Origin of the sequence: Curtobacterium sp. MCBA15_009 (assembly GCF_001864895.1) — a bacterium.
Taxonomy (GTDB): domain Bacteria; phylum Actinomycetota; class Actinomycetes; order Actinomycetales; family Microbacteriaceae; genus Curtobacterium.
In genome coordinates, this window is record NZ_MJGO01000001.1 from 44,681 (window position 1) to 70,835 (window position 26,155).

Sequence of the window (26,155 nt, forward strand, 5' to 3'; positions counted from 1 at the left end):
GAGCGTATGCGGAAACGCATACGCTCCGGCAACGGCCGGCACGGTGGAGTGGTCCGCATGCCGAACACCACCCCTCCGTCCGTCCGCTCCGGGACCCGCCACCGCCGCGTGGTCGCCGTCCTCGTCACCGCGATCGTGGTGGTCCTCGCCGCGATCGCGCTCGTCGCCGTGCGCACCGTCGTGACCGACCCGACGGCCTCGAGGTCGCTGGGCGCCGTGGTCTCGTCGATGGAACGGGGTCCGGTGTCGTCGACGGGTCGGGCCGGCGGCGAGGTCCCCTCCGGCGCGTCCGTCTTCGACGACGGCCTGCCGGCGGTCACGCGCCTGGACCCGGACCTGCTCCGGGCCGTGCGCCAGGCCGCGCGGGACGCCGAGGGCGAGGACGTGCACTTCGTCCTCAACAGCGGGTGGCGGTCGCCGGCCCTGCAGGAGCGGCTGCTCGACGACGCGGTCGCGGAGTACGGCTCGCGCGAGGAGGCGGCCCGGTGGGTCTCGACCCCGCAGACGTCGCTGCACGTGCGCGGCGAGGCCGTCGACATCGGCGACTGGGACGCGGCGGCCTGGCTGCAGGAGCACGGTGCCGCGTACGGACTGTGCCAGATCTACACGAACGAGGCCTGGCACTTCGAACTCCGCCCGGCAGCCCCGTCCGAGGGCTGCCCGCAGATGTACGTCGACCCAACCTCGGACCCCCGGATGCAGCGGTGAACCGACCGGTCTCCGAGCTCGTCGTCCACGACGACGCGATCCGCGCGAACACCGCGTTCTTCGCCGCGCTGACCGGAGGGCGCCTGATGGGCGTGGTGAAGGCGGACGGCTTCGGGCACGGCGCGGTCGCACGGACCGTGCTCGCGGCCGGGGCCTCGTCGATCGGCGTGACGAGCATCGACGAGGCGCTCGCCGTGCGGGCGGCCGGCGTCACGGCACCGGTGCTCAGCTGGCTCAACGGGCCGGACGCGGACCTCGAGGGGGCCCTGCGCGCCGACGTCGGGCTCGCCGTGTCCGACACCGGGATGCTCGGCGCGGTCTCGGCCGCCGCGCACCGGGCCGGACGCGTCGCCCGCCTGCACCTGCACGTCGACGTGGGGATGGCGCGTGACGGGTGCCCGGTCCCCGCCTGGCCGGCGCTCTGCCGGACCGCCCGCCTGCTCGAGCACGCCGGCACCGTCGCGGTGGTCGGCGTGATGGGCCACATGTCGAGCGCCGACCGTCCGACCGATCCCTGGAACGCCCGGGAGCGGCTGGTCTTCGCGAACGCCGTGCGCACCGCGCGCCATGCCGGGCTCGCACCGCGGGTGACGCACCTCGCGGCCACCGCGGCAACGGTCACGGGTGTGGGTGGCGCCTTCGGACCGCACCGTGTCGGTGCGGGCCTCTTCGGCATCGACCCGTCCGGCACGACCGACCGGCTCCGCCCGGCGCTCGCCCTGCGGACCCGGGTGGTCGGCACGCGGACGGCGGCGGCCGGCACCGGCGTCGGGTACGGCCGCGAACACGTCACCACCCGGTCGACCAACCTGGCGCTGCTGCCGATCGGCTACGGCGACGGCGTACCGCGCGCGGCGTCGCACCGGGCCGAGGTGCTCGTGCGCGGGCGCCGGCGGCCCGTCGTCGGGCGCGTCTCGATGGACAGCGTCGTCGTCGACACCGGCGACGACGCCCTGGCGCCCGGCGAGGACGTGACCGTCTTCGGCCCCGGCGACGGGGGCGAACCCACCGTCGCCGAGTGGGCCACGTGGTCGGACACCATCCCGCACGAGATCGTCACCCGCATCGGCAGCCGCGTCGCCAGGGTCCACCGGACGACGACCGACACCACGAGCACCCAGGAGCACGACCATGTCTGACCGGACCCCTCGACGGATCGCCGTCATCGGCGGCGGCGCGAACGACGAGCACGACGTCTCGCTGGCCTCGGCAGCGGCGGTCGCCGACGCCCTCCGCGCACAGGGCGAGGACGTCGTGGCGCTCACCGTCGACACGGACGGGCGGTGGCGCACGACGGCCGGCGACCCCCTGTCGGCCGTCGACGCGGTGGCCGTCCTGGTGACCTGCGACGTCGCTTTCCCGCTGCTGCACGGCGAGCACGGCGAGGACGGCACGGTGGCGGGCCTGCTCGACCTGGTCGGCGTGCCGATCGTCGGGTCACCGGTCCGCGCCGGCGCGGTCGCGATGGACAAATGGGTGACGAAGCTCGTCGCCGGGGCCGTCGGGATCGCCACCGCCCCCGGGGTCGTCGTCGCCGACGGGGAGCCGGTCGCGCTCGAGCCGCCGCTCGTGGTGAAGCCGACGACGGGCGGGTCCAGCAACGGCGTCGGCATCGTGCGCGAGCGTTCCGGACTCGACGACGCGGTCCGGCTCGCGCGGGCGGCGGGCAGCGTGGTCCTCGTCGAGTCGTTCGTGTCCGGTCGCGAGGTCGACGTGGCGGTGTTCCGCGACCGGAGCGGGGCGCTGCGGATCGGCTCGACGCTCGAGGTCGACCTGGCGGAGCGCACGGTGTTCGACCGCGACCAGAAGTACGACGGCACCGCCCGGTTCGTCGTGCCCGCGCGGGTCACGACCGCCGAGCACGCCGCGGTCGTCGGCGCCGCGGTGCGGCTCTACGAGGTCCTGGGGTGCGCCGGGGTGGCTCGGTTCGACTTCTTCGTCACCGGCACGGGCGTCGTGCTGAACGAGGTGAACACCACCCCGGGCTTCACCGAGCGCTCGCAGGTGCCCCGCATGTACGCCGCGGTCGGTCTCGGGTACGGCGACCTGGTCACGGCGCTCGTCGACGCCGCACTCGCGGTGCCGCGGCCGGCCGGGTGCGCGGCCGTCAGCTGATCGGCGCGATCCGGTCCGACAGGTCGAGCGACCAGACGGCCACGCCGGTCAGGCCGAGCCGCTGCGCGAGCGCGACCCGCACCTCGAGCGACCGGGCGTCGGACCACCAGAGCACCTCGCCGTTCCGCAGCGTCGCGGTCCACTCGCCGGCGGCGTCGTCCCACCGCGGGGTCGCGTCCGCCGCACGGACGCGACGTCGTGCCTGGGCGTCGGACACCTGCGCCGAGGGCCGCGGGCCCTTCCACGTGTAGCCGTAGCCGGCGACGCCGAGCACGATCTGGTCGGCCGGCGCCAGGCGGGCGAGCGCGCGGACTGCCTTCGTGGCCCACGGCAACGAGCCGACCGGCCCCGGCGCGTCCGGTTCCCACGGCCCGTGCTGGTCGTACGCCATCAGGGTCAGGTGGTCGAGCGGCGCACGCAGGGCCCGGACGTCGTAGCCGAGCCGGGCGTAGCCCGCGACCGTCGTCGACGCGGAGAGCGCGATGTCGAGGCGGACGTCGTCACCGACCCGTGCCCGGAGCTCGCGGGCGAAGGCGGTGAGTCCGGGGCGGTCCGCCGCCGAGAGGGCCTCGAGGTCGATCATCACGGAGTCCCAGCCGCCGTGCTCGAGGTGGGTGGCGAGCGAACGGACCACCCGGGCACGGTTCGCCGGCGACCGCAGCAGCCTGCGGGCGATCGGTTCGCTGAAGTCGCCGTCCGCGAAGTTGCTCACGAGGAGCTGCGCGTCGAGCCCTCGGGCGTGCGCCCGGTTGCGCTGCGCCTTGGCGGCCCGGCTCGGCGCGGAGACCCGCGTGCCCGCCCGGTTCAGCAGGAGCCCGTCGACGCCGACGACGGTCATCGCCGCCGCGTCGGCGTCGATGAGGGCGGGGTCGGCGTTCTCCGGCTGGAAGCCGGTGACGTCGAAACGGTCCGAGCCGATGGCCGCCGCGTCGGTCGAGGGCGCGGCCGGGACCGTGCACGCGGTGAGGACGAGCCCCGCGGTGACGACGACGGCGGCGACCGCTGCGGATCGGCGACGACGGGAGACGGAGGTCCGGGGTGAGGTGCGCATCGACGCCATCATGGCAGGAGTCCGGTCAGGCCTGGCCCGCGATCTCGCGGAGCGCCGCCAGGTGTGCCTGCCAGGCGGCGCGCCCGGACCGCGTCAAGGTCAGCGCGGTGCGCGGGACCTTGCCGACGAAGGACTTCCGGACCGACACCCACCCGGCTGCCTCGAGCAGGGCGACCTGCTTGCTCAGGGCGGAGTCGGTGACCTCGACGGCGTCGCGCACCTCGCGGAACCCGAGCGTGCCGGCGCGGTCGAGCGCCGCGACGATCGAGAACCGGACCGGGTTCTGCAGCCGGTCGTCGAGCCGGTGGCGCGGGTGCGACTGCTCGGTCACGGTCACCGCCGAGCCTCGTACGCCGCGCAGGCCATGGTCACGGCGAGGACCGCTCCGGACGTGACCCCGGACCACAGGACCGATCCGTGCACCCAGGCGACGACGACGATCGCCGCCGCGTAGGTGACGAACCAGGCTGCGATGTAGACCGTCCACCGACGGCTGCGCGCGAAGGCGGACCGGCCGCGGATCGACACCGCGAAGAAGACGATCAGGGCGAAGAAGGCGGCCAGCGTGGCGACGTAGGTCAGCCCGAACGCGGAGCCGGTGGTCAGGCCCATCGCGAGGGTGCCGAACGAGGTCACCATGCCGAGCGCGAGGATGAAGGTGACGTAGGGCCACCGCGTCTGTTCGTGTGCCTGCCGGCTGATCCGACCGGCGTCGTCGAGCAGGCGGCGGGCTTCGGTGGGTGTGACGTCCGTGTGGTGCTGCATGGTGGTTCCCCTCTGTTGCCACCATGTTGGCATGCACTTGCCATAATGGCAAGTGGTTTCTACTCGTGCTCCGCGTCAGTCCGCCGACAGCCGCCGCTCCAGGAACACGAGGCTGCCACGCCGCCCCGTCTCGGTGAACCCGTTCTTCTCGAGCACCCGGCGTGACGCGGTGTTGTCGGCCTCGGTGTCGGCAGCCGCCGTGCGGGCGCCGCGGCGGGCGGCGTGTGCGAGCGCGAGCGCCACCGCGGCGGTCGCGATCCCCGCGCCCCGCGCCGCGGCCACCAGCCCGTAGCCGAACTCCACGCGCCCGTCGGCGTCGGGCGGACCGAAGAAGCCGAGTCCGCCGACGGCGACCCCGTCGACCGCCCGACGCACGACGTACATCGTGAAGTCCGGGTCGGGCGAGGATGAACCGGCCAGGGTCCGGAGCGGGTCGAGTTCGTCGGCCAGCGGGTACTCCGCGTGCCACGCGTCGTCCGGCCGTTCGTCGCGGACGAGGATCCGCCGTGCGAGCGCGGGCGTGATCCGTTCGAGGGCGACGGTGTCGTTCTGCAGGGTCATCCGCCGATCCTCGCAGACCGTCGGTGGCGGCTCAGGAGCCGGCGGCGGCGTGTGCGGTCACCTGGGCCTGGGTCAGCACCGTGCTGTACACGGCCGCGTACCGCATCGACCCGGTGAACGAGTAGTTGGCGGGTGCTCCCGGCCAGCCGCTGATCGTGTCGTAGCCGATGCGCCAGTAGCCCGTGTAGTTCTCGGGGGCGGTGAAGGCCGCGTTCGAGGCGACGAGGGTGCCGTCGGCGTACAACCGCATGCCGGTGCTCGCGGACATCGTCGCGACGACGTGGTGCCAGGCGCCGTCGTTGTAGGCCTTCGGCGAGGTGACGACCTGCGTCGTCCCGCTGTACGTCCCGAACACCAGCTGCCCGCTCGTGTTGAGGTACACCTGCCGGTCGTGCTGGCCGGAGGTGGCGACCTGGTTGCTGCCGAAGCCGATGAGCAGGCCCCCGGCGACCGTCGTGCGGAACCAGACCTCCTCGCTGAACGTCGTCGGGTTCCGCACCGAGGCCGGCGTCGAGACGAAGCTCGTCGAACCGTTCAGCTGGTAGGAGCTGCCGGGGTCGCGCGGGCAGGCGTTGGGGGACGGGGTGGTCGCGGTCATGGCGCCCTGGTACGTGCCGTTCGCGCCCTTGCCGGACCAGTCCACCGCGGTCGTGGCGTTCGATGCCTCGGTCAGCCGGTAGGCGAAGACGGCGTTGGCGGTGTCCGCGCCGACCGCGCCGGTGCAGGTGAAGTAGGTCGCGGTCGCCGCGGTGTTGCCGGAGTTCGTGACCTTGGCGGAGAACGCGGACCGCGTCGGGGCGGAGCCGATCGCGAACACGAGGGCGACGAGTGCGAGGACGAGGACGAGGGCGATGAGCCGGCCGTCGCGCAGACGCAGGGGCCTCATGCGGACTGCACCGTCTGGACGCGCCCGATCGACAGGCAGAGCACGAGCGGGACCAGGCAGGCGGCGATGAGCAGCGCCCACCCGGCGGGGCCGAGGTCGATCGTCGAGTGCAGCTGGTAGTGCCCGTTCGCGGTGAGCTGGTCGATGTGCACGCGTCCGACCTGGCCGTCCACCAGGTGCACGCTCGTGCCGCCGTGCGCGTCGACGCGGACGGGGAAGATGCCGGACGAGACCACCGTGGCCGTGACCGAGTGCGGGGTGGCGGTGTTCGTGATGGTCGTGACGTTCACGAAGGGCTTGAGGACGAACGCCGCGTAGGCGACGGTCAGCGCGCTGCCGGCGATCCGGAGGGAGCCGCGCGTGACGCGGTCGGTGAAGGGGCTCGTCAGCAGCCAGATGAGCAGGGTGCCGATCACCAGGATCGGTGCGGCGCGGAAGAGCCAGCCGAGGTGCGGGACGAGGAGCATCGGCGCACCGACGAGGTTGTCCTGCGTGAGCGTCCACGGGTCGGTCGCGCCGTTCACGTCACCGCGGGTGTGCAGACCGCCGTCCGGGTCGATCGAGACGACGCGGTGCGTGTAGGTCACGTCGGGGTTCGAGGGGACCTGGAACGACACGACGTCGCCGACCCGCAGGGTGGAGGCGTCCACCGGCAGGTCGAGGACGAGGGTCCCGACGGGGGCGGCCTCGCCCATCGAGGGGGTCTCGACGACGAACCAGCGGCCACCGCTCATCAGGAAGAGCGCGGCGCCGGCGAGCAGGAGCGCGGCGACGAGGGCGACCAGCCAGGCGATCCCGGACTCGAAGCGCGTGGCCGACGGTTCGCCGAGGAGCGGGCGGGTGAGCGTTCCGCTCAGCGGCACGACCGTTGCCTGGCTCATCTGCTGCTCCTGCTGCTGGGGTGACGTGTTGGGGTGACGTGGGGGTGGGTGGTGCTCGGCCGTCGGGTCCGGCCGGGCACCACCCGGTGTGGGGGTGGGGTGGTGGTGCTCGTGGACTAGGCGGTGAAGGTCCAGGTCATCGGGACCGAGGCCGCCAGGCCCTGGTAGGCGTTGCCGGCGCTCGGGTCGAGCGTCACGGCGAAGTTGAACGGGGTGCTCCCACCGGCGGCGGGGGCGGCGGGCATCGTGAAGGCCGAGGCGGCGGCGCCCTTGAAGCTGGCGAGCGTGCCGGAGAAGACCGTGGTCGAGCCCGACGTGATGACGAGGTTCATCTTCGCGCAGAGGTCGGTCGCGGAGCCGTTCGAGGGGCCGTTGTTCGTCTGGGTGCAGGTGGCGCCCGGGGTGAGCGTGAAGGTGCTCGCAGCGGCGGTGCCGGTGTTCTTGATCGTGATCGCGGTGTTGACCGTGTTGCCCGGCGTCATCGTGGTGCTGCCGCCGAACTTGTTGATGGTCGAGCAGGACGCCGAGTTCGTCGAGACGGAGCCGCTGTCCGTGCTGAGGCAGGTGACGGTCGCGCCGGCGTTCTGCTCCTGCATGATCAGGGTGCCGCTGCCGGCGGTGTTGCTGGTGTTCGTGATGCTCGCCGCGAACCCGGACAGGGTGCCGGTGAGCGAGAGGGAGAGCAGGAGTGCTGCGAAGACGCCGGCGATGAGCGCCACGGGGGCGAAGCGGAGGCGCTTCAGCGGGGAGATGCGGTGCGGGTTCGACACGGGGTACCTCGATGTTCGTGGGTTGATGGTTCACCATTTCGCGGTGGTGATTGCTTAGTCATTAAGATAACGAACCGATGGCCTAGTTGGTACCCCGCGGTTGTCCCCAATGAGGGGGACCAGGGGGGACACGGCCCGTTGCCGGTACTCTCGTGCGGACGAACGCGACCGGAGGGACGCAGCGATGACGGGTGCCGGGGACGACGAACTGGTCGCTGCCTTCGACGCGGTCGTCCGCGCGCAGGCGACCCTCGCGGCCGAGCTCAGCGCCCGCACCGGCGTGCACGAGCGGGCACTGCAGGCCCTCACGCTCATCAGCGACACCGGGTACTCGACGCCCACCGAGGTCGCCGGCTACCTGCGCCTGACGTCGGGCGCGGTCACGAACATGGTCGACCGGCTCACCGCAGCCGGGCTCATCGAGCGCCTGCCGAACCCGGCGGACCGACGTGGCTCGCTGCTCCGGCTGACGGACGCCGGCACCGAGGTCGTGGCGGACCTCCGGCGCCGGTACACCGACGCACTGCGGTCGGTCGCCGGCGAGGACCCCGGGGCGCTGCAGGCGACGCTCGCCGGTCTCGCGAACGCGCTGCTCGAGAGCGCCGTCGCGTCCCACTCGACCGCGCAGGACGGGGCCGAGGACCGGTAGCGTGCCGGCATGACGACGCCCGGTCCCGGAACCCCCTCGCCCCCTGCCGCCGTGCACGACGCCCTGCTGGCGCTGCACCGGTCGACGGAGCACCCGTTCGACGTGTCGGTCGACGCCGAGGGGCGCTACGTCGCCACCTACGTGCTGCAGGCGGACTCGCAGCGGACGACGTACCGGTACGTCGTCCGACTGCTCCCCGAGACCGCCGAGTACACGCGGATCATGAAGTCGACGAGCGTGACGTCCGTCGTCCCCGGTGCGACGAGCTGGCGCTTCAGCACCGGGTACATCACCCGTCCGGTGAACGAGACGCTCGCCGCCCACGGGTGGCGGCCGCGGCGGACCGCGTTCGGCAAGCTCCTCCGGAGGGTGCTCGGCCGCCCCGCCTGAGCGCAGGTCAGCCGCGCGCGCGGAGGAACGCCACCTGCCGCTCCCAGTGCCGGAAGCCGCCGCCCTCGTGGCCGTTGTACGGGTACACCGCGATCTCGCGGTCGTCGGAGCCGAGGGCGTTGTACGCGGCGAACGTCGTGCGCGGCGGGACGACGTCGTCCATCAGCGCCACCGAGAACAGCGCGGGAGCGGTGATCCCCGGGGCGTGGTTCACGCCGTCCAGGTACGCGGCGGTCTCCCACACGGTGTCGGCGGCGTCGCGGTGCACGGCGAGGTACTGCGCGAGCTCCAGGTACGGACCACCGACCGCGACGTCGGTGCCGTTCCGCCAGTCGGCCAGGAACGCGACGTCCGGCATGACCGCGGTGAGCGGGCCGACGTGCGCCTCGACCAGTGCCGCCGCCGCGATCGTGATGCCGCCGCCCTGGCTGCCACCGGTCAGGGCGATGCGCTCCGGGTCCACGCCGGGCAGCGTCCGCACCGCATCGACGAGCCGCACGGCGTCGGTGTAGACGCGGCGGTAGTAGTGGTCGGCGGGCGAACCGATGCCGTTCGTCATCCACCCGCTGGCGTGCGGGCCCGACCCGTGCGGGTCCGGGGTGTCGCCGCCGGCCCAGCCGCTGCCCTGGCCACGGGTGTCCATCACGACGTGCACGGAGCCGGCCAGCGCCCAGGCGACGCGCTCGCCGGGTCGACCGCGTCCGCCGCCGTAGCCGAGGAACTCGACGACGACGGGCAGCCGTGCGTCCGCGGATGCCAGCGGGCGCGTGACCCAGGCGCGGACCGGGTCGCCGGCGAACCCGGGGAACGTCAGGTCCTCGACGACGAGCCCGGTCACCGGGGTCACCGCCGGCACGAGGGTCGTCTCGACCCCCTCGCCCGCGGTCCGGGCGGCGGCGATCGTGTCCGCCCAGAAGGCGTCGAAGTCGGCGGGGCGACGGACGTCCGAGCGGTGGGCGCGGAGCGCGTCGAGGGGCAGGTCGGTCAGTGGCACGGGTCCTCCTGGGACGGTGATGCCCCCGGCACCCTCGTCGAGGGCGCCGGGGGCGGGTGTCGGTCCGGTGCGTCGGTCAGCGCGCCGCGGCGCGGTACTGCTCGAGCACCTCGGGGTGCGGGTCGGACGGCACGGTGGTCGTCGCGGTGTCCCACGTCGGCAGGGCACCGGTGAGCGCCCACGCGGCCTGCTTCGCGGCACCGGCGGCGACGTACTCGCCGGGCTCCGGCACCAGGACGTCACGGCCGAACACCTGTGCGGCGACGGTCCGGACCGCCGGGTTCCGCGCGGCGCCGCCGATGAGCAGCAGCCGCTCGACGGTCACGCCGGTGTCCTGCACCGCGGCCAGTCCGTCGGCGAGGGCGCAGAGCATCCCCTCGACGGCCGCCCGGGCCAGGTGCGCCCGGTCGGTGGTCGCCGGCGTCATGCCGAGCAGCGATGCGGTCGCGTCCGGCCGGTTCGGTGTGCGCTCGCCGACGAAGTACGGCACCAGGACGAGGCCGTCGGCCCCGGCCGGCGCCTGCAGCGCCAGCTCGCCGAGCGCGTCGTGGTCCACGCCGAGCAGGCCGCCGACCACCTCGAGCACGCGGGCCGCGTTGAGCGTCGTGACGATCGGGAGGCGCGACCCGGTCCCGTCGGCGAAGCCCGCCACGGTCCCGCTCGGGTCGCGCACCTCGGCGTCGCTGACCCCGAAGACCGTGCCGCTCGTGCCGAGGGACACCGCGACGTCGCCCGGGCCGAGACCCAGGCCGAGCGCTGCCCCGGCGTTGTCGCCGAGTCCGGCGCCGACGACGAGGCCGGCCCGAGCGACCGCGCCTCCGGGCAGCTCGACGTCGGTGGACAGGGTGCCCATCGCCTCGTCGGGAGCGACCACGCGGGGCACGACCACGGCGTCCGACGAGCCCACGGAACCAGGTTCCGGGCTCTGCACCGCGCTCTTCCGCGGTTCTCCGTCCGGAACCTGGTTCCGGACGGACGACCGGGCGGACGACACGCCCGACGCACCGTCGCCGGCGGCCCGCATCGGCCGCCCGAGCGCGAGCTCGAACAGCTCCGGGTCGTACTCGCGGCGCACCGGGTCCCAGTACGCCGTGCCGCTGGCGTCGGACGCGTCCGTCGCCAGGGCGTCGAGGTCGGGGCCGAGCGGGCTCTCGTCCGCCGGGCCGTGGCCGCGGAGCCGCCACGACAGCCAGTCGTGGGGGAGCGCCACGGCCGCGACGCGGGCGGCGTTCTCGGGCTCCGCGTCGCGGAGCCACCGCAGCTTGGTCCCGGTGAACGACGCCACCGGGACCAGCCCCGTCCGGGCGACCCACGCCTCCTGACCGAGCTCGTCGACCATCTGCGCGGCCGCGGCCGCACTGCGGACGTCGTTCCACAGCAGGGCGTCGCGGACCACGCGGCCGTCGGCGTCGAGCGCGACCATGCCGTGCTGCTGCCCGGCGATCGCGACGGCACCGACGTCGTCGAGGCCGCCGGCGTCGGCGACGGCGGCACCGAGGGCGTCCCACCAGTGGCGGGGGTCGACCGAGGTGCCGTCCGGGTGGGAGGCGCGTCCCTCGCGGACGACCGCACCGGTCGCGGCGTCACGGATGGTGACCTTGCAGGACTGGGTCGACGAGTCGACGCCGGCGACGAGCTGGCGCTCGCCCGTGTTCTCAGCCACGAGCACCCATCAAGTGCTCGATGGCGAGCTGCTGCAGGCGGACGAAGCCGAAGCCCTTGCCGCCGAAGTAGGCATCGGCGTCGAAGTCCTCGTAGGCCGAGCGGTCGGCGAGGAACGTGTCGTACGACTCGCCGTCGTCCAGCGTCGGCGTCGACAGCTCGCCGACCTTCGAGGCCTCGAGCGCTGCCTGCACCTCGGGGTCGGCGCGGAACGCCTGCGCGCGCTCCTTGAGGAGCAGGTACATGCGCATGTTGGCGGACGCGGAGTCCCAGACGCCGGTGATGTCCTCGGTGCGGCTCGGCTTGTAGTCGAAGTGGCGGGGGCCGTCGTAGGCCGGGCCGCCCTGCGGTGCGCCGTGCTCGAGCAGGTCGACGAGCGAGAACGCGTTCTGCAGGTCGCCGTGACCGAACACCAGGTCCTGGTCGTACTTGATGCCGCGCTGGCCGTTCAGGTCGATGTGGAAGAGCTTGCCCTGGTAGAGCGCCTGGGCGATGCCCGCCGTGAAGTTCAGGCCCGCCATCTGCTCGTGGCCGACCTCGGGGTTGATGCCGAACATCTCCGGACGCTCGAGCGTCTCGGTGAAGGCGATCGCGTGGCCGAGGGTCGGCAGCAGGATGTCGCCGCGGGGCTCGTTCGGCTTCGGCTCGATGGCGAACCGGATGCCGTAGCCCTTGTCGGTGACGTACTGGGCGAGCAGGTTGACGGCCTCGCGGTAGCGCTCGAGCGCGGCCTGCACGTCCTTCGCGCTGTCGTACTCGGCGCCCTCGCGGCCGCCCCACATCACGAAGGTCGACGCGCCGAGCTCGGCGGCGAGGTCGATGTTGCGCAGGACCTTGCGGAGCGCGAACCGGCGGACCTGCCGGTCGTTCGAGGTGAAGCCGCCGTCCTTGAACACGGGGGCGGAGAACAGGTTCGTCGTGACCATCGGCACGACGATGCCGGTCGACTCGAGCGCGCCCTTGAGGCGGTCGATCTGGGTCTGGCGCTCGGCGTCGGTCGAACCGAACGCGAACAGGTCGTCGTCGTGGAAGGTCAGGCCGTAGGCCCCGAGCTCGTCGAGCTTCTCGACCGCCTCGACCACGTCGAGGGCGGGGCGGGTCGGCCCGCCGAAGGGGTCCGAGCCGTTGTATCCGATGGTCCAGAGACCGAAGGAGAACTTGTCTGCACGGGTGGGCGTCGTTGCCATGGTGGTCACCGTTCGTCGTCGAAACAAAATGTTGCCGCGCCCAACATAAGCGGTAGTGTTGGCTGTGGCAAGGACGTGATCGCAAAGGAGCGAGCGGATGGCAAGTGTGTCGACGGCACAGCAACGACTGCGGGTCGCCATGGTCGGGCACGGCTTCATGGGAGCCGCGCACTCACAGGCGTGGCGGACCGCCCCCAGGTTCTTCGACCTCGGAGCCGAGCCGGAGATGGCGGTGATCGTCGGGCGCGATGCCGGACGCACCGAGGCCGCCCGGCAGCAGTACGGCTGGCAGGCGGCGTCCACCGACTGGCGTGCCGTCGTCGCCGACCCGGAGATCGACGTGGTCGACGTGGTGTCCCCGGGGTCGTCGCACGTCGAGATCGCGATCGCCGCGCTCGAGGCCGGCAAGCACGTCCTGTGCGAGAAGCCCCTCGCCAACACCGTCGCCGAGGCCGAGGCGATGACCGCAGCCGCCGACGCAGCACGTGCGCGGGGCGTCCGCGCCATGGTCGGGTTCAGCTACCGACGCGTGCCGGCCATCGCGTTCGCCCGGCAGCTCGTGCAGGACGGCCGGATCGGCTCCGTGCGCCAGGTCCGCGCGCTCTACCTGCAGGACTGGCTCGCCGACGCCGACGGCCCGATGACCTGGCGCCTCGACAAGTCGCTCGCCGGGTCCGGTGCACTCGGCGACATCGGTGCGCACGCGATCGACCTCGTCGAGCACGTCACCGGCGGTTCGCTCGCCACGGTGTCCGGCACGCTCGAGACCTTCGTCACCGAGCGGCCGCTCATGGCCGAGGGCGTCGGGCTGTCCGGCACCGCCTCCGAGGAGCGTGGCCAGGTCACGGTCGACGACGCCGCGTTCTTCACCGCCAGGCTGTCCGGCGGCGCGGCGGACGGTGCGATCGGCACGTTCGAGGCGACGCGCTACGCGACCGGCCGGAAGAACGGCCTGACGCTCGAGATCAGCGGGTCCGAGGGGGCGATCCAGTTCGACCTCGAGGCGATGAACGAGCTCCGCCTGTACGAGTCGAACGCCCCGGCGGGGGAGCAGGGCTTCCGCCGGATCCTGGTCACCGAACCCGAGCACCCGTACATGGCCGCGTGGTGGCCGACCGGGCACCTCATCGGCTACGAGCACACCTTCAGTCACCAGGTGAAGGACTTCGTCGACGCCATCGTCGCCGGCACCGACCCGTCGCCGTCGTTCGCCGACGGCCTGCACGTGCAGCGGGTCCTCGACGCGGTCGAACGCAGCGCCGCCGCCGGCAGCAGCTGGACGGCGACCTCGTGAGCGCCGCCGACGGCACACGCCAGGCCCTGGTGGTCCGCGGCGGGTGGGACGGCCACCAGCCCGTCGAGACCACCGACCTGTTCGTCCCGTTCCTGCGCGACAACGGGTTCACTGTCCGGGTGTCCGACTCGACGGCCGTCTACGCCGACGAGTCCGTCATGGACGAGGTCGACCTGATCGTCCAGGTCGTCACGATGTCGACCATCGCCGACGACGAGTTCGCCGGCCTGCAGCGCGCCGTGCTGCACGGCGCCGGGCTCGCCGGCTGGCACGGCGGCATCGCCGACGCGTTCCGGAACACCGCCGACTACCTGCACATGATCGGCGGCCAGTTCGCGCACCACGCGGGCAAGCACCCCGACGAACGGGTCGGCGAGCAGTCCGACAACTACATCCCGTACACGGTGCACGTCACCGACCTCGGGCACGAGCACCCGATCACGCAGGGCATCGAGGACTTCGACCTCGTCACCGAGCAGTACTGGGTGCTGTCCGACGAGTACAACGACGTGCTGGCGACCACCACGCAGGAGGCCCGGGACTTCGACGCGTGGAACCGGCCGGTGACCGCGCCGGCGATCTGGACCCGACAGTGGGGCGAGGGCCGCGTGTTCGTGTCGGCTCCCGGGCACCGACTCGAGGTCGTCGAGTCGCAGCCCCTGCGCACCATCATCGAACGGGGGCTCCTGTGGGCAGCACGGTGAACGAAGGGGTGCTGCGGGTCGGCGTGGTCGGCGTGGGCGTGATCAGCCAGCAGTACTTCGAGCACTTCCCGGCACTGCCCGGCCTCGAGCTCGCCGCGGTCGCCGACCTCGACGTCGCCCGGGCCGAGGCCGTCGGTACGGCACAGGGCGTGCGGGGCACGAGCGTCGACGACCTGCTCGCCGCCGACGACGTCGACGTGGTGCTCAACCTGACGATCCCGGCCGCGCACGCCGACGTCGCCACCCGGGCGCTCGCCGCCGGCAAGCACGTCTACGGCGAGAAGCCGCTCGCGATGTCGACGGCCGAGGCCGCCCCGGTGCTCGAGGCCGCCCGCGCCGCCGGCCTGCGCGTCGGCAGCGCCCCGGACACGGTCCTCGGCACCGGCATCCAGACCGCGCGGGCCGCCCTCGACGACGGCCTGGTCGGCACCCCGGTCGGGGCCGCCGTCTCGTGGAGTGCTCCCGGTCACGAGCTCTGGCACCCGGCGCCGGCGTTCTACTACCAGCCCGGCGGCGGACCGCTCCTCGACATGGGGCCGTACTACCTGACGAGCCTCGTCACGTTCTTCGGGCCGGTCGTCCGGGTCAGCGGCAGCGCCACCCGCTCCACCCGCGAACGCACGATCGCCACCGGGCCGAACGCCGGCACGCCGATCCCGGTCGACATCGACACGCACGTCGTCGCGATCCTCGAGCACGAGAACGGCGTGGTCTCCACCGTCACCGTCTCGTTCGAGGTCTGGGCCACCCGCGCACCGCTCTTCGAGGTGTACGGCACCGCCGGCACCCTGGGCGTGCCCGACCCGAACCGGTTCTCGGACACCGTGTCGATCGCCACCGCGGACGACCGCACCTGGCGCGACCTGCCGGTCGCCGCCGGGTACGCCGACGCCGGCCGCGGCTACGGGCTCGCCGACATGGCGCACGCGCTCGCGACGGAGCGGCCGCACCGGGCCTCCGGCGACCTCGCGTTCCACGTGCTCGAGGTCATGGAGGCGGTCTCCGCCGCCGCCCGCGACCACGCGGTCGTCGACGTGCACTCGCGCGTCGAGCGACCCGCCACCGTCCCCGCCGGGTCCGCACCCGGATCCTGGTGACGGCACCCCACCACCGCGAGGAAGGACGACGACGATGACGACGACGGACGCGAGCGACACGACGGAGACGACCCGGGCCTCCCGGCCGGTCACCCTGTTCACCGGCCAGTGGGCCGACCTGCCCTTCGAGGAGGTCGCCCGGCTCGCCGGCGAGTGGGGCTACGACGGACTCGAGATCGCCTGCTGGGGCGACCACCTGGACGTCCGGCGCGCCGCGACGGACCCGGCGTACGTGGCCGACCGGCTGGCGATCCTGGAACGCAACGGCCTGCGGGTGTGGACCATCGCGAACCACCTGACCGGCCAGGCCGTGTGCGACGACCCCATCGACCAGCGGCACGAGGACATCCTCGCCCCGCACGTGTGGGGCGACGGCGACCCCGAGGGCGTGCGGCAGCGTGCGGCCGAGGAACTGCAGTGGACCGCCCGAGCCGCCGCCGCCCTCGGCGTCGACACCGTCACCGGCTTCTCCGGCTCGTCGATCTGGAAGGCCGTCGCCGGCTTCCCGCCCGTACCGCCGTCGATGATCGACGCCGGGTACCAGGACTTCCACGACCGTTGGTCGCCGATCCTCGACGTCTTCGAGGAGGTCGGGGTCCGCTTCGCGCTCGAGGTGCACCCGTCCGAGATCGCGTACGACTACTGGACCGCTCGTCGGGCGTTGGACGTCTTCGCGGACCGGCCGGCGTTCGGGTTCAACTTCGACCCGTCGCACTTCGTCTGGCAGGACCTCGACCCCGCCGCGTTCCTGCTCGACTTCGCCGACCGGGTGTACCACGTGCACTGCAAGGAGTCGGTGAAGCAGCTCGACGGCCGCAACGGGCGACTGTCCTCGCACCTGCCGTGGGGCGACCCCCGGCGCGGGTGGGACTTCGTCACCGCCGGCCACGGGGACGTGCCGTGGGAGCGGGTCTTCCGCGTGCTCAACCACATCGGCTACGCCGGCCCGACCAGCGTCGAGTGGGAGGACGCCGGCATGGACCGGCTCGTCGGCGGGCCCGAGGCGCTGGCGTTCGTGCGGCGGCTCGGCACCATCGCACCGCCCGAGGCCGCGTTCGACGCCGCGTTCAGCCGCTCACGCTGAGCGGGGCTGAGCGGGGCAGGGCCGCGCGTCCGCGGGGCCGGGCGGGGTCACCGCCGCGGGACGGGCCCCGGGACACCGGACACGGGACCCCGGGCCCCGGACCCCGGACCCCGGGCGCAGACCGTGGGCTCCGGGTGCAAGCTCCGGGCCGCCACCATCCACCATCCACCACCGACCACGACGAGGGACCGATGACGAGCACGACCGCCGCGACACCGGGCGCCGCACCCGTGCCCGCCCCTTCGCCTTCGCCCGCGCCCTCGCCCGCGCCGAGCAACGCCGCGCGGGTGCTCCGGCTCGTGCACGAGGAAGGTCCGATCACCCGCGCCGAGGTCACCCGACGGACCGGCCTGAACCGCTCCACCACCCTCGCGCTCGTCGGTGAACTGGTCGACCGCGGGCTCCTGCACGAGGACCTGCCCACCGCCGGTGCGCCGGGCACCGGCGTGGGGCGGCCGAGTCCCGTCGTCCGGGCCGCCCCGGACGTCGTCGCGGCCGCGGTCACGGTCGAGGTCGACGCCGTGTCGGTCGCCCTCGTCGGGCTCGACGGCACCGTGCGGAGCCGCTCGGTCGAACCGCAACACCGCCCGCCCACGCCGGACGAGGCGGTCGAGACCGTCGCCGCGCTGCTCGACCGACTCCGCCCCACCGGTTCCGGAGCACCCGGAGCGTCCGCTCCGGCAGGCCTCCGGCTCGTCGGCGTCGGCGTCGCCGTGCCCGGCACCGTCCGGGTCGAGGACGGCACCGTGCAGGACGCCCCGCACCTCGGCTGGACCGACGCGCCGCTCGCCGGACCCCTCGCCGAACGGACCGGGCTGCCGGTCCGGGCCGCGAACGACGCCAACCTCGGGGCGTGGGCGGAACGGCTGGCCGGCAGCGGCCGGGGCGTCGACGACCTCGTGTACCTCAACGGCGGCGCGAGCGGCATCGGCGGCGGGGTGATCACCGCCGGCCGACCGCTCAGCGGCGCCGACGGCTACGCGGGCGAACTCGGGCACACCTTCGTCGCGGCCAACGGCATCCGGTGCCACTGCGGCGCGGTCGGCTGCCTGGAGACCGAGGCGTCCCGGGACGACCTGGCGACCGCGGCCGGGACCGCTCCGGACGACCTCGTCGCCCTCGCCGCCGCGCTCGCCGAGGGCCGGCCCGACGTCGAACGGGTCGTCGACCGGCAGGTGGCCGCCCTCGCCACGGCGCTCCGCAACGCGATCCACACCGTGAACCCCACGATGGTCGTGCTCGGCGGGTTCCTCGGCGTGCTGCTCGACCACGTCGGGGACCGCATCCTCGACGACGTGCGCGCCCAGTCGATGACCGGGACCGCCGACCGGCTCCGCATCGTGCCGGCCGCGCTCGGGCCCGACGTGCTCGTGCACGGAGCCGCCGAGATCGCGTTCGGCGACCTGCTGCGCGACCCGGACCGGATCGCCCTCGCGGTACCGGCCACCCCCACCACCCGAACGTCCGACCGCGTCGACGCGGTCGGGGAAACGAGGACCGCATGACCTCCATCCAGCGTCAGCGCGTGAGCGTGCTGCTCGGCACCCAGGACCTGACCGTCGAGGACCGCCCCGTCCCCGAGGTCGCCCCGGGCGACGTGCTCGTCCGCGTCGCCGCCGTCGGCGTGTGCGGTTCCGACGTGCACTACTACCGGCACGGGAAGATCGGCGACTTCGTCGTCGAGGAACCCCTCGTGCTCGGCCACGAGCTCTCCGGCACGATCACCGCGGTCGGTGACGGCGTCGACCCGGCACGTGTGGGGGAGCGCGTCGCCATCGAGCCGCAGCGTCCCTGCCACCGCTGCGCGCAGTGCCTGGCCGGTCGGTACAACCTCTGCCCGCACATGCGCTTCTACGCGACGCCGCCGGTCGACGGCGCCTTCACCGAGTTCGTCACCATCGAGGCCGAGTTCGCGCACGTCCTGCCCGACACCGTCTCGTTCGAGGCCGGCGCGCTCCTGGAACCCCTGTCCGTCGGCATCGCCGCCGTCCGCAAGGCCGGCATCGTCCCCGGGTCGTCGGTGCTCATCGCCGGTGCCGGTCCGATCGGCATCATCTGCGCGCAGGTCGCGAAGGCCTTCGGCGCGTCGCGCATCGTCGTCAGCGACCTCGTGCCGGAGCGTCGTGAGCGGGCGCTGTCGTACGGCGCGACCGAGGTCGTCGACCCGACCGCCGTGTCCGTCGCGTCCGACATCGTCCCCGTGGACGCGTTCATCGACGCCAGCGGTGCACCCCGCGCGGTGTCGGACGGCATCAAGGCGGTCGGCCCGGCGGGTGCCGCGGTGCTGGTCGGGCTCGGCAACTCCGAGATGACGCTGCCGGTCGAGCACATCCAGAACCTCGAGGTCACGGTCACCGGGATCTTCCGGTACACGAACACCTGGCCGGTCGCGATCGAGCTGGTCGCGTCCGGGCAGGTCGACCTCGACTCGCTCGTCACCGGCCGCTTCGGGCTCGACGACGTCCGCGACGCCCTCGAGAGCGACACCGACCCGGAGTCGCTCAAGTCCGTCGTCTACCCCGGCGGCGTCCCCGACTGAGCGGGCGGCACCCGACGCGCCCACGAGACGGACGGGAGGCCCGTGGCCAGGCCGCCACGGGCCTCCCGTTCCGACACGTGACCCGGAACGGGGCCACCGGTGCGTCACGAGGACGCGCTACGGTTCGCGCATGACCGCTTCACCGGCCGCCGTCGCACCGTCGCGCACCGACCGCCGCGCACTCGTGTCCTGGGCGCTCTGGGACTGGGGCTCGGCGGCGTTCAACGCGGTCGTCACCACCTTCGTCTTCAGCACGTACCTGGCGAGCCGGGCGTTCGTCGACCCGGCGCTCGTCGGGGACACGTCCGCAGCGGGCAAGGCGGTCGTGGAGCGGGAGCTCGCGCACAACGCCGCCGTCGTCTCGACCGCGCTGACCGTCGCCGGCATCGTCGTCGCGCTCGTCGCGCCCGCGGTCGGACGCCTCGCGGACTCGTCCGGTCACCGCCGACGGTCGGTCCTCATCGCGACGATCGGCATCGCGCTGTCCATCGGCGGCATGGTCTTCGTCGCACCGAGCCAGCCGTACCTGCTGCTCGGCGCGGCCCTGCTCGGCATCGGCACCGTGGCGTTCGAGATCGCGAGCGTGGGCTACAACGCCATGCTCGGGCAGATCGCATCCGGCGGGCGTACGGGACGGGTCTCCGCCATCGGGTGGGCCGCCGGGTACTTCGGCGGCATCGTCCTGCTCGTGCTGCTGCTCGTGCTGTGCATCCAGGACTTCCGCGGCGACGGGGTCGTCGGCGGGCTGCTGCAGCTCCCCGCCACCGTCGCGACCGGCCAGTGGGACGTCCGCGTCGCGATCGGCATCGCCGCGGTGTGGCTGGCCGTCAGCTCGATCCCGCTCTTCGTGGTCGTGCCGGAGGCCGCACCCGGCCCCGCACGGTCCGGCGGGCTGTTCGGCGCCTACGCGGACCTCGGCCGTGACGTCGCCCGGCTCTGGCGGGAGCGGCGGAACGTGCTGGCGTTCCTGCTCGCGAGCGCCGTCTTCCGCGACGGCGTCGGTGCGGTCTTCACCTTCGGCGGGATCGTCGCCGCGCAGGTCTTCGGGTTCAGCGCGTCGCAGGTCATCCTCTTCGCCATCGCGGCGAACGTCGTCGCCGGCGTCGCCACCTTCGTCTCGGGGCGCCTCGACGACCGGTTCGGCTCGCGGGCGATCATCACGGTCTCCCTCGTCGGGCTCGCGGCCTGCGGCATCGGGGTCTTCGCGGCCGGCGACCGCACCGAGCTCTTCTGGGTGCTCGGCCTGACGCTCGCGCTCTTCGTCGGGCCGGTGCAGGCGTCGTCGCGGGCGTACCTGGCACGGCTGACGACGCCCGGCCGTGAGGGCGAGCTCTTCGGCCTCTACGCCACCACCGGTCGCGCGGCCTCGTTCCTGGCACCGGCCCTGTTCGGCGTCGCGGTGACGATCGGCGGCTCGACGCGCTTCGGCATCCTCGGCATCGTCGTGGTCCTGCTCGCCGGACTCGTGCTCATGGCGGTCGTGCGCCGCGAGCGGGCGTAGGGGGGTGTTGCGCGTGGGTGCTGTTTCGCGCGTGGTGAGTCGTTCCGCGCATGGTGAGTCGTTCCGCGCGTAGGAGGCCGTTCCTTCCGACCACCCACGCGCGATCCTGCCTCCGATTCCACGTGCAATGGGACGGAACGTCGGTGGAGATCAGTCACGGGGACTCCTCCACAGGTGCCCGATCGCCGAGCACTGTCCACGGGTGACCGTGCCCGTCAGGCGTCGCGGCCCGTGGTGCGCCAGGATGGACCCATGACCGACCAGCGCATCGCCGTCGTCGTCCTCGCCGCCGGGCAGGGCACGCGCATGAAGTCGTCCACGCCCAAGGTGCTGCACCGGCTCGCCGGGCTGCCCCTCATCGGGCACGTGCTGCGGACGGCGTCCTCGCTCAGCCCTGAGCACGTCGCCGTCGTCGTGCGGCACGAGCGTGACCGCGTGGCCGCCGAGGTCGTCGAGCGTGCACCCGACGCGATCGTGGTCGACCAGGACGACGTCCCCGGTACCGGCCGTGCGGTCGAGGTGGCGCTGGGAGCCCTGCCGGCCGACTTCGACGGAGCCGTCGTGGTGCTGTCCGGCGACGTCCCGCTGCTCGACGCGGCGTCGCTCCGTCTGCTCGTCGACGCCCACGTCGGTGCCGCGAACGCCGTGACCCTCGTCAGCGCGATCGCTCCCGACCCGACAGGCCTCGGCCGTGTCGTGCGTGACGACTCCGGCGCCTTCGTCGGGGTGGTCGAGCACAAGGACGCCTCGGCCGAACAGCTCACGATCACCGAGACGAACGCCGGCATCTACGCCTTCGACGCCGCGCACCTGCGGGCCGTGCTGCCCGCACTCACCACCGCCAACGCCCAGGGCGAGAAGTACATCACCGACGCGCCGACGCTCATCGCCGGTCGGGGCGGCATCATCGACGTCGTCACGCTCACCGACCAGTGGCTCGTCGCCGGCATCAACGACCGCGCGCAGCTCTCCGACGCCGCGCGCGAACTCAACGCCCGCATCGTCCGCCGGCATCAGCTCGCCGGTGTCAGCGTGCAGGACCCCGCGACGACGTGGATCGACCTCGACGTCACCATCGAGCCCGACGCCGAGGTCCTGCCGGGTACCCAGCTCATCGGTGCCACCGCGATCGCCGCCGGTGCCGTCGTCGGACCCGACACCACGCTCCGCGACACCGAGGTCGGCGCCCGCGCCACCGTGAACCGCGTCGACGCCACCCTCGCGGTGATCGGGGACGGCGCCTCGGTCGGCCCGTTCGCCTACCTGCGCCCGGGCACGATCCTCGGCGACGACGGCAAGATCGGCACGTTCGTCGAGACGAAGAACGCGACGATCGGCCGGGGCAGCAAGGTCCCGCACCTGTCCTACATCGGCGACGCCGAGGTGGGCGAGGACTCGAACATCGGCGCGAACACGATCACCGCGAACTACGACGGCGTGCACAAGCACCGCACCGAGGTGGGCTCGAACGTCCGCACCGGCTCGCACAACGTGTTCGTCGCCCCGGTTAGGATTGGTGACGGCGCGTACACGGGTGCCGGAACGACCGTTCGCAAGGACGTCCCGGCCGGATCGCTCGCGATCAGCTACGCCCCGCAGCGCAACACCGACGGATGGGTCGCGGAACACCGGCCCTGCACACCGGCGGCCGAGGCAGCTCGGCTCGCGAACGGCGAATAGATCCTGGCGACCACCGGTCGTCGACATCGACCCCACGCGGGTCAGGGAGTGAGCACCGCACTTGTCCGGAATCAAGACAACCGGCCAGAAACGACTCGTCCTCGTCTCAGGGCGAGCACACCCGGCGCTCTCTGCCGAGATCGCGGACGAGCTCGGCGTCGAGCTCGTCCCGACGGACGCCCGCACCTTCGCGAACGGCGAGCTGTACGCGCGCTTCGACGAGTCGGTGCGCGGCTGTGACGCCTTCGTCATCCAGTCGCACACGGCGCCCATCAACGAGTGGCTCATGGAGCAGCTCATCATGGTCGACGCCCTGAAGCGTGCCTCGGCGAAGCGCATCACGGTCGTCGCGCCGTTCTACCCGTACGCCCGACAGGACAAGAAGGGCCGCGGCCGCGAGCCGATCTCGGCCCGACTCGTCGCCGACCTGTTCAAGGCGGCCGGTGCCCACCGGATCATGAGCGTCGACCTGCACGCCGCACAGATCCAGGGCTTCTTCGACGGCCCGGTCGACCATCTCTTCGCCATGCCGGTGCTGCTCGAGCGCTTCCGCGAGACGCTCGACCCGGAGACCCTGACCGTCGTCTCGCCGGACATGGGTCGTGTCCGCGTCGCCGACATCTGGTCGGAGAAGCTCGGCGCACCGCTCGCCATCATCCACAAGCGTCGCGACCCGCTCGTGCCGAACCAGGTGTCGGTGCACGAGATCGTCGGTGACGTCAGCGGGCGCGTCTGCCTGCTCGTCGACGACCTCATCGACACCGGTCGCACGATCGCCAAGGCCGCCGAGGCCCTCAAGGCCGCCGGTGCCACGGGCGTCGTCGTCGCGGCGACCCACGCGGTCTTCTCCGACCCGGCCACCGAGCTGCTGCAGAGCGAGTTCATCGACCGGGTGGTCGTGACCGACACCCTGCCCCTGCCGGAGGAGAAGCGCTGGGACCGCCTCGAGGTCCTGCCGATCGCCCCGCTCATCGCCCGGGCCATCCACGAGGTCTTCGACGACGGTTCGGTCACGTCGATGTTCGACGGCGCCGCTTGACCTCACCGGCGCGCGACGCCCTCGCGACCCGGCTCCGGGCTGCGGGGAGCGTCTTCGCCGAGGACGAGGCCGACCTGCTGCTCGAGGCCGGCGACGGCGAGCCGACGCGACTCCGTGCCCTCGTGCAACGCCGGCTCGCCGGTGAGCCGCTCGAGTACGTGCTCGGATGGGCCGCCTTCGACGGCCACCGCATCCGCGTGACGCCCGGTGTGTTCGTCCCGCGGGCGCGCACGGCCGTCGTGGTCGAGCAAGCCGCTCGTCGTCTGCAGCGCTACGACCGCGTGGTCGACCTGTGCTGCGGCGCGGGTGCGATCGCCGTGGCGCTGTTCGGCCGGGTCGGAGCGCTCGACCTCGTCGCGACGGACATCGACCCGGACGCCGTCGACGTGGCGGCCGAGAACGTCGGCGACCGGGGCATCGTCGTCCGGGGCGACCTGTTCGCTCCGCTGCCCGACCGGTTCCGCGGCGCGGTCGACGTGATCGCGGTCAACGCACCCTACGTGCCCTCGGCGTCGATCGCCACGATGCCCGTCGAGGCGCGCGACCACGAGCACCGCGTCGCGCTGGACGGCGGCGAGGACGGGCTCGACCTGCACCGCCGCATCGCCGCGGGCGCGGGGGAGTGGCTCCGCCCCGGGGGCACGGTCGTCATCGAGGTCTCGGAGGCGCAGTCGTCGGCGTCCGCGGCGGTGTTCGCCGACGCCGGGTTCGCCGCCACGATCGAGCACGACGACGAGGTCGACGGCACCTGCGTCGTCGCGACCCTGCCCGCCTGACGTCCTGACGGAGCCCGACGCCCGGCGGAGCCTGACGGCTGGCGGAGCCCGGTTGCTCATCGGTCGGTCGCGGCGACGCGCACCGAGGTCGCCGACCCGCCGCTCGCGTCCGTCGAGGTCGCACGAACGGCCGCTCCGACGCGCTCGGAAGCGCACATCCCGCGACCTCGACCGCACCGCACGCACCACGGGCCGCGCCCGCGCCGTCGCCCCCGCGCGCCCCTACCGCGCCGAGACCTCCACCGTGTGCCACCCCGTCGCGCCGTTCGGCGCGGGCGGCCGCTCCACGCTCGTCTGCACCTCGCCGTCGGCGCTCGTCGCCCGCACCTCGATGCGGTGCGACCCGGAGTCGGGCGTCCAGCGCAGCACCCACTGCCGCCAGGTGTCTGCCGAGGCCGAGTCGGCGAGCGTCGCCTGCTGCCAGTCGCCGCCGTCGACCCGCACCTGCACGCCCTTCACGCCGGTGTGCGGCTGCCACGCCACACCCGCGATGGCGACGGCCTTGCCTGCCGTGACCGTCGAGCCGGCGCGCGGGGTGTCGATCCGGCTCTCGAGCTTGACCGGCCCGCGCTCGGACCAGCCGCGCGGCGTCCAGTACCCCTGGGCGTCGGCGAAGCGGGTGACCTCGAGCTCGGTCACCCACTTCGTCGCCGACACGTAGCCGTAGAGCCCGGGGACGACCATCCGCACCGGGAACCCGTGTTCGGTCGGCAGCGGTTCGCCGTTCATGCCGACGGCGAGCAGCGCCGCGGTGCCGTCGTCCTGCAGCACGTCGAGCGGGGTGCCGGCCGAGAAGCCGTCGATGCTGCGGGAGAGCACCATGTCGGCGTCGCCCGTCGGGCGGGCCCGGGCCAGCAGCTCCCGGATCGGGTAACCGAGCCACCGTGCGGTGCCGATGAGGTCGCCGCCGACCTCGTTCGACACGCAGCTCAGCGTGGCCACGTGCTCCTCGAGCGGGAGTGCGAGCAGCTCGTCCCAGGTGAGCGTGACCTCGCGTTCCACCGCGCCGTGGATGCGCAGCGACCAGTCGGCGGGGTCGACGTTCGGCACCCGCAGCGCGGTGTCGATGCGGTAGAAGTCCGCGTTCGGCGTGATGTACGGCGAGATGCCGTCGACGTCGAGGGAGGCGCCCGCCGGTACAGCCGGTGCGGCGGTGGCCGCGGCGGGCAGCCGGATGGCCCGTCGGGCAGCGGCGGCCGCCTGCATGGCTGAGGACCCCAGCCGGGAGGCACCGCCCACCACCACCGCGACCGCTGCGGTCGCGACGCCCCAGACCAGGAACGCGCGTCGCTCGGTCGACGCCGGTCGCGGTGCCGCGGAGGGGACCTGTGCAGCGGCCTCCCACCGACGGAGGCGCTGGAGCAGCAGCCGGAGCACGATGATCGCCGCGGCCACGCCGACGACCGTCGGGGCGCCGTCGAGGGTGCCGCTGCCGGAGCGCGTGGTCACCGCGAGGAGCGCCAGGACCCCGCCGGCTGCGAACACGAGCGCGCCGAACGGCGGTCGGGCGCGCTCGAGGACTCCGGCGCCGGCGCTCACCGCGGCGACGATCACGGTCATCAGGGCGAACAGCGCGACCTTGTCGCCGGTGCCGAACAGCGCGACCATCAGGTCCTTCGCCCCGGCCGGTGCCAGGTCGATCACGGCTGAACCGACCGCGACGAGCGGGCTGCCCGCACCACCGAGGAGCAGCGCGCCGAACTCGGCGATGCCCAGGAAGGCCGCGGCGGACACGAGCCCGACCCCGGCTGCGGACAGGGTGGGGTGACGCGTCGTGCTGGCGGTCGTCGGTTGCGAGCTCACCGGAGGAGCGTAGGTCGCC

The 26,155-nt window shown here is 73.3% G+C and carries 26 protein-coding genes; 15 read left to right on the forward strand and 11 right to left on the reverse strand.

All coding sequences use genetic code 11. From position 1 onward, the window contains the following. The first annotated feature begins 57 nt into the window (after nucleotides 1-57). From BIU97_RS00200 to BIU97_RS00210, 3 genes are read left to right on the forward strand one after another with little or no spacing between them, the layout of a single operon-like run. The gene (locus tag BIU97_RS00200; protein ID WP_071253352.1) at nucleotides 58-708 is read left to right on the forward strand and encodes a M15 family metallopeptidase; all 651 of its coding nucleotides are present in this window, start codon (nucleotides 58-60) and stop codon (nucleotides 706-708) included. Beyond that, on the forward strand, nucleotides 705-1,847 hold the full coding sequence (gene alr / locus BIU97_RS00205; protein ID WP_071296762.1) for an alanine racemase: 1,143 nt from the start codon (nucleotides 705-707) through the stop codon (nucleotides 1,845-1,847). Before BIU97_RS00200 ends, alr begins: the two co-directional genes overlap by 4 nt. Beyond that, nucleotides 1,840-2,823: a D-alanine--D-alanine ligase family protein gene (locus BIU97_RS00210; RefSeq protein WP_071296763.1), complete on the forward strand. Its 984-nt coding sequence runs from the start codon at nucleotides 1,840-1,842 to the stop codon at nucleotides 2,821-2,823. The genes alr and BIU97_RS00210 overlap by 8 nt, the downstream gene beginning before the upstream one ends. On the opposite strand, the gene BIU97_RS00215 is transcribed toward BIU97_RS00210, so the two are convergent. The 7 genes from BIU97_RS00215 to BIU97_RS00245 all read right to left on the reverse strand — a co-directional run bounded on the left by BIU97_RS00215 (nucleotide 2,816) and on the right by BIU97_RS00245 (nucleotide 7,737). Next, nucleotides 2,816-3,874: a glycosyl hydrolase family 18 protein gene (locus BIU97_RS00215; RefSeq protein WP_139195822.1), complete on the reverse strand. Its 1,059-nt coding sequence runs from the start codon at nucleotides 3,872-3,874 to the stop codon at nucleotides 2,816-2,818. The two genes, BIU97_RS00210 and BIU97_RS00215, sit on opposite strands and share 8 nt — an antisense overlap. A 25-nt stretch (nucleotides 3,875-3,899) precedes the next feature. Next, on the reverse strand, nucleotides 3,900-4,211 hold the full coding sequence (locus BIU97_RS00220) for a winged helix-turn-helix domain-containing protein (RefSeq protein WP_071296765.1): 312 nt from the start codon (nucleotides 4,209-4,211) through the stop codon (nucleotides 3,900-3,902). Next, nucleotides 4,208-4,639 (reverse strand): chemotaxis protein CheY, encoded by a 432-nt coding sequence (locus BIU97_RS00225; RefSeq protein ID WP_071296766.1) that lies wholly within the window; start codon nucleotides 4,637-4,639, stop codon nucleotides 4,208-4,210. The genes BIU97_RS00220 and BIU97_RS00225 overlap by 4 nt, the downstream gene beginning before the upstream one ends. 75 nt (nucleotides 4,640-4,714) lie before the next feature. Then, nucleotides 4,715-5,200: a GNAT family N-acetyltransferase gene (locus tag BIU97_RS00230; protein ID WP_071296767.1), complete on the reverse strand. Its 486-nt coding sequence runs from the start codon at nucleotides 5,198-5,200 to the stop codon at nucleotides 4,715-4,717. Nucleotides 5,201-5,231: 31 nt separating this feature from the next. Beyond that, complete coding sequence (locus tag BIU97_RS00235) at nucleotides 5,232-6,086, reverse strand: LamG domain-containing protein (protein ID WP_071253336.1); 855 nt, start codon at nucleotides 6,084-6,086, stop codon at nucleotides 5,232-5,234. Then, nucleotides 6,083-6,967, reverse strand: a complete 885-nt coding sequence (locus BIU97_RS00240) for a S26 family signal peptidase (RefSeq protein ID WP_071253335.1) — start codon at nucleotides 6,965-6,967, stop codon at nucleotides 6,083-6,085. The genes BIU97_RS00235 and BIU97_RS00240 overlap by 4 nt, the downstream gene beginning before the upstream one ends. Nucleotides 6,968-7,083: 116 nt before the next feature. Beyond that, nucleotides 7,084-7,737, reverse strand: a complete 654-nt coding sequence (locus BIU97_RS00245; RefSeq protein ID WP_071296768.1) for a hypothetical protein — start codon at nucleotides 7,735-7,737, stop codon at nucleotides 7,084-7,086. A gap of 184 nt (nucleotides 7,738-7,921) precedes the next feature. Here BIU97_RS00245 and BIU97_RS00250 point away from each other — a divergent pair, with 184 nt between their 5' ends. Next, the gene (locus BIU97_RS00250) at nucleotides 7,922-8,386 is read left to right on the forward strand and encodes a MarR family winged helix-turn-helix transcriptional regulator (RefSeq protein ID WP_071253333.1); all 465 of its coding nucleotides are present in this window, start codon (nucleotides 7,922-7,924) and stop codon (nucleotides 8,384-8,386) included. Between the two features lie 9 nt (nucleotides 8,387-8,395). After that, on the forward strand, nucleotides 8,396-8,776 hold the full coding sequence (locus BIU97_RS00255) for a hypothetical protein (RefSeq protein ID WP_139195823.1): 381 nt from the start codon (nucleotides 8,396-8,398) through the stop codon (nucleotides 8,774-8,776). 7 nt (nucleotides 8,777-8,783) lie between these two features. Here the strand turns inward: BIU97_RS00255 and BIU97_RS00260 are convergent, their stop codons facing one another. From BIU97_RS00260 to xylA, 3 genes are all read right to left on the reverse strand, one after another. After that, nucleotides 8,784-9,770 carry an acetylxylan esterase gene (locus tag BIU97_RS00260; RefSeq protein WP_071296769.1) on the reverse strand — a complete coding sequence of 329 codons (987 nt, stop codon included), beginning with the start codon at nucleotides 9,768-9,770 and terminating at the stop codon, nucleotides 8,784-8,786. Nucleotides 9,771-9,846: 76 nt separating this feature from the next. Further along, nucleotides 9,847-11,433, reverse strand: coding sequence for an FGGY family carbohydrate kinase (locus BIU97_RS00265; RefSeq protein ID WP_071296791.1), 1,587 nt, complete (start codon nucleotides 11,431-11,433; stop codon nucleotides 9,847-9,849). Next, entirely contained in the window at nucleotides 11,426-12,619 is a 1,194-nt protein-coding gene (xylA, locus tag BIU97_RS00270; protein WP_071253327.1) for a xylose isomerase, read from the reverse strand. The genes BIU97_RS00265 and xylA overlap by 8 nt, the downstream gene beginning before the upstream one ends. 97 nt (nucleotides 12,620-12,716) lie before the next feature. Between xylA and BIU97_RS00275 the strand changes: the two genes are divergently transcribed. From BIU97_RS00275 to BIU97_RS00320, 10 genes are all read left to right on the forward strand, one after another. Then, on the forward strand, nucleotides 12,717-13,913 hold the full coding sequence (locus BIU97_RS00275) for a Gfo/Idh/MocA family protein (RefSeq protein WP_254782800.1): 1,197 nt from the start codon (nucleotides 12,717-12,719) through the stop codon (nucleotides 13,911-13,913). Continuing rightward, a complete protein-coding gene (locus BIU97_RS00280) occupies nucleotides 13,910-14,617 on the forward strand; it encodes a ThuA domain-containing protein (RefSeq protein ID WP_071296770.1) in 708 nt (235 codons plus the stop codon). The genes BIU97_RS00275 and BIU97_RS00280 overlap by 4 nt, the downstream gene beginning before the upstream one ends. Further along, entirely contained in the window at nucleotides 14,602-15,714 is a 1,113-nt protein-coding gene (locus BIU97_RS00285; protein ID WP_254782802.1) for a Gfo/Idh/MocA family protein, read from the forward strand. Before BIU97_RS00280 ends, BIU97_RS00285 begins: the two co-directional genes overlap by 16 nt. Before the next feature lie 34 nt (nucleotides 15,715-15,748). Further along, complete coding sequence (locus BIU97_RS00290) at nucleotides 15,749-16,798, forward strand: sugar phosphate isomerase/epimerase family protein (RefSeq protein ID WP_071296771.1); 1,050 nt, start codon at nucleotides 15,749-15,751, stop codon at nucleotides 16,796-16,798. Between the two features lie 191 nt (nucleotides 16,799-16,989). Continuing rightward, nucleotides 16,990-18,303, forward strand: coding sequence for an ROK family transcriptional regulator (locus BIU97_RS00295; RefSeq protein ID WP_083420747.1), 1,314 nt, complete (start codon nucleotides 16,990-16,992; stop codon nucleotides 18,301-18,303). Further along, nucleotides 18,300-19,337, forward strand: a complete 1,038-nt coding sequence (locus tag BIU97_RS00300) for an NAD(P)-dependent alcohol dehydrogenase (RefSeq protein WP_071253318.1) — start codon at nucleotides 18,300-18,302, stop codon at nucleotides 19,335-19,337. The genes BIU97_RS00295 and BIU97_RS00300 overlap by 4 nt, the downstream gene beginning before the upstream one ends. 130 nt (nucleotides 19,338-19,467) lie before the next feature. Further along, nucleotides 19,468-20,838: an MFS transporter gene (locus BIU97_RS00305; RefSeq protein ID WP_071253316.1), complete on the forward strand. Its 1,371-nt coding sequence runs from the start codon at nucleotides 19,468-19,470 to the stop codon at nucleotides 20,836-20,838. 252 nt (nucleotides 20,839-21,090) lie between these two features. Then, entirely contained in the window at nucleotides 21,091-22,518 is a 1,428-nt protein-coding gene (gene glmU / locus BIU97_RS00310) for a bifunctional UDP-N-acetylglucosamine diphosphorylase/glucosamine-1-phosphate N-acetyltransferase GlmU (protein WP_071253314.1), read from the forward strand. 61 nt (nucleotides 22,519-22,579) lie between these two features. Beyond that, a complete protein-coding gene (locus tag BIU97_RS00315) occupies nucleotides 22,580-23,557 on the forward strand; it encodes a ribose-phosphate diphosphokinase (RefSeq protein WP_071253312.1) in 978 nt (325 codons plus the stop codon). Beyond that, a complete protein-coding gene (locus BIU97_RS00320) occupies nucleotides 23,554-24,333 on the forward strand; it encodes a putative protein N(5)-glutamine methyltransferase (protein WP_071296772.1) in 780 nt (259 codons plus the stop codon). Before BIU97_RS00315 ends, BIU97_RS00320 begins: the two co-directional genes overlap by 4 nt. A gap of 222 nt (nucleotides 24,334-24,555) precedes the next feature. Here the strand turns inward: BIU97_RS00320 and BIU97_RS00325 are convergent, their stop codons facing one another. Further along, nucleotides 24,556-26,136 (reverse strand): molybdopterin-dependent oxidoreductase, encoded by a 1,581-nt coding sequence (locus BIU97_RS00325; RefSeq protein WP_139195824.1) that lies wholly within the window; start codon nucleotides 26,134-26,136, stop codon nucleotides 24,556-24,558. Between the last annotated feature and the right edge of the window lie 19 nt (nucleotides 26,137-26,155).

Excerpts from the sequence above, each read along its gene's own strand:
- BIU97_RS00255 (WP_139195823.1), top strand. The coding sequence starts at position 8,396 with ATGACGACGCCCGGTCCCGGAACCCCCTCGCCCCCTGCCGCCGTGCAC.
- BIU97_RS00250 (WP_071253333.1), top strand. The coding sequence starts at position 7,922 with ATGACGGGTGCCGGGGACGACGAACTGGTCGCTGCCTTCGACGCGGTC.
- BIU97_RS00295 (WP_083420747.1), top strand. The coding sequence starts at position 16,990 with ATGACGAGCACGACCGCCGCGACACCGGGCGCCGCACCCGTGCCCGCC.
- BIU97_RS00300 (WP_071253318.1), top strand. The coding sequence starts at position 18,300 with ATGACCTCCATCCAGCGTCAGCGCGTGAGCGTGCTGCTCGGCACCCAG.
- BIU97_RS00275 (WP_254782800.1), top strand. The coding sequence starts at position 12,717 with ATGGCAAGTGTGTCGACGGCACAGCAACGACTGCGGGTCGCCATGGTC.
- BIU97_RS00305 (WP_071253316.1), top strand. The coding sequence starts at position 19,468 with ATGACCGCTTCACCGGCCGCCGTCGCACCGTCGCGCACCGACCGCCGC.
- BIU97_RS00225 (WP_071296766.1), bottom strand. The coding sequence starts at position 4,639 with ATGCAGCACCACACGGACGTCACACCCACCGAAGCCCGCCGCCTGCTC.
- BIU97_RS00230 (WP_071296767.1), bottom strand. The coding sequence starts at position 5,200 with ATGACCCTGCAGAACGACACCGTCGCCCTCGAACGGATCACGCCCGCG.
- BIU97_RS00210 (WP_071296763.1), top strand. The coding sequence starts at position 1,840 with ATGTCTGACCGGACCCCTCGACGGATCGCCGTCATCGGCGGCGGCGCG.
- BIU97_RS00235 (WP_071253336.1), bottom strand. The coding sequence starts at position 6,086 with ATGAGGCCCCTGCGTCTGCGCGACGGCCGGCTCATCGCCCTCGTCCTC.
- BIU97_RS00215 (WP_139195822.1), bottom strand. The coding sequence starts at position 3,874 with ATGCGCACCTCACCCCGGACCTCCGTCTCCCGTCGTCGCCGATCCGCA.
- BIU97_RS00200 (WP_071253352.1), top strand. The coding sequence starts at position 58 with ATGCCGAACACCACCCCTCCGTCCGTCCGCTCCGGGACCCGCCACCGC.
- BIU97_RS00290 (WP_071296771.1), top strand. The coding sequence starts at position 15,749 with ATGACGACGACGGACGCGAGCGACACGACGGAGACGACCCGGGCCTCC.
- BIU97_RS00240 (WP_071253335.1), bottom strand. The coding sequence starts at position 6,967 with ATGAGCCAGGCAACGGTCGTGCCGCTGAGCGGAACGCTCACCCGCCCG.
- xylA (WP_071253327.1), bottom strand. The coding sequence starts at position 12,619 with ATGGCAACGACGCCCACCCGTGCAGACAAGTTCTCCTTCGGTCTCTGG.
- glmU (WP_071253314.1), top strand. The coding sequence starts at position 21,091 with ATGACCGACCAGCGCATCGCCGTCGTCGTCCTCGCCGCCGGGCAGGGC.